This window comes from Frankia sp. CcI156, from assembly GCF_001983015.1.
Taxonomy (GTDB): domain Bacteria; phylum Actinomycetota; class Actinomycetes; order Frankiales; family Frankiaceae; genus Frankia; species Frankia casuarinae.
This window is the reverse complement of the sequence record NZ_MOMD01000129.1, coordinates 1-1,911: the sequence shown is the minus strand read 5'-3', so window position 1 is coordinate 1,911 and position 1,911 is coordinate 1. Positions and strand designations below refer to the sequence as shown.

General features: G+C 63.4%; 2 protein-coding genes. Both read right to left on the bottom strand.

Going from position 1 to position 1,911, the window contains the following annotated elements; all coding sequences use genetic code 11:
- Positions 1–466 (bottom strand): transposase family protein (locus CcI156_RS23640; protein WP_139341618.1); only part of this gene is annotated, 466 nt, incomplete at its 3' end.
- Between the two features lie 379 nt (positions 467–845).
- The gene (locus CcI156_RS23635) at positions 846–1,757 is read right to left on the bottom strand and encodes an acyltransferase (RefSeq protein ID WP_256382314.1); all 912 of its coding nucleotides are present in this window, start codon (positions 1,755–1,757) and stop codon (positions 846–848) included.
- Positions 1,758–1,911 lie beyond the last annotated feature (154 nt).

Sequence of the window (1,911 nt, the reverse complement as noted above, 5' to 3'; positions counted from 1 at the left end):
AGTGCACATCCTGCCAGCTGCCCGGGAAGGCGTGGCTGGCGGCGAGGATCCGCCCGTGCAGGTCGACGGCCAGTTGGACGTTGACGCCGTGGCGGCGGTGCTTGCCGGCTAGAAGATCGGTGCGGTGGCGCCAGGCGAACGTCGGGACCAGGGTCCCGTCGATCAGGCAGACCAGGCCCTTGACCTGCTGGGACAGGGCTTCGGTGGTGGTGCCGAGGGTATCTGCGAGGAAGGCGACCATGATCTGGTGGTAGGTCCAGGCGGTGCTGATCCCGATCCCGAAGTCCTCGGCGAGTTCCTGGTAGGTGGCGTTGCGCCGTAGCCGGCACAGGGCCAACCGCAGGGCGCCGACGAGATCGAGATCGCGGGGACGGCCCTGGGCGCGGTGCCAGTCGGGGAAGTGCCGCTCGGCCATCGCGGCGACGACGTCGGCAGCTTTCAGGCTCAGCCCGGGAAGTCGATACACTGGAGGCACCCTCTTCGTGGTCGATGTGTTTTCTTTGGTAAGACTCACATTCCACGAAGAGGGCCTCTCATGCCCATGGCAGGTTGGATTTCCTGAAGTGCCGGGCGGAACGCGGGAGAATTCCCGGTTCGCTGTCGGTCGGGCTGTTTCGATCGGGTTGTCCGCTCCCCGTGCTGGCGGGAACCGATACGGGGCCTGACCGAACCAGCCGGATATCCGTTCCGAAATCGACTATGACAAGTTTCCGAAAAACTCCCGGGAGCCGCTCCTCCGCGAATCTTGCGGTTGCGCTGATCGACGAGGCCGAACGCCCTGTTTCTCGCATGYCGCTGCCGCCTGTCATGTGCTCGCCGCAGAAACCCGAACGGGCTGACACCGGTTATGGTGTGAGAGCGGATTCCCGTCCTCGGACCGCGTCCGCTCTCCACGCCCACTCCTTGCGGGAGATCCAGCGCATCGCCGGCTGCTCGACCAGTGTGAACGTCAGCCAGGACAGCACCAGGACTATCACGAAAGCAATGGCCGCCAGTCCGCCTACCTCCCAGGCGGGCCATCGTGCACTGGCGCCCAGGGCGCGATGTCCGAAGCTGAGGACGAGTCTGTGCCACAGGTAGAAAGCGAAGGAGATCTCACCCAGGTGGACCATGACGCGGCTGCGTAGAAATGTGGGACGATCACCGAGATCGCGAACGGCGACCGCCGGTATCACGAGGGCCAGAGGTATGACCGTCACCGCTACCACGCTGTAAATTGTGGGCGCCTCGGGAGCAAGCGCGTACGCCCCGAGAGTCAGCATCACGACAGCGGTCAGTGGCAACCTGACCCATCTGCCGCTCGACAGGATGYATGCCATCAACATCCCAAGAACAAACTCGGGCAATCTGGCCGGCGGGAATACATAGACGAACCAGAATTCGTACGTGGAGACCGACCYTGCCCAGGGGAGAGCCGGTTTGGATGGCAGGATGAGCCGCCCGATCAGGGGCATACACCAGACCAGCCCCGCAACGGCGCCAGCCCAGTACCACAGGAGGTTCACCGGTATACTTCTGATCGCCCGGAGAAGGAAGGGGAAGCAGAGGTAGAAGAAAAGCTCACAGGACAGGGACCAGGCTACAGGATTGGCGCTGGTCTCGATGTCGCCCTGGGGGAACCAGGACTGCACGAGAAAGAGACCGGGGAGACATCTCCAGTCCCCGAGCGATACTCCGGCGACCAAGGAACATACTATTGCCGCGACATAGGTGAGAAGATGATTTGGAAATACCTTCGTCAGCCTCCTCTCCCAGATCCTACCGACCCTGATCTGCAGTAAGTAGTCGGAAGTCGCGTGGGGGAATGCTGACGGGTGGTGTCACCGGGTGTGACACCGCTGGAGTCGGGCTGGCGTGGCTGGGTCAGCCGGGAGGCTTCCTCCAGCGGGCGAGGTCGTCGGGGTTGGCAGC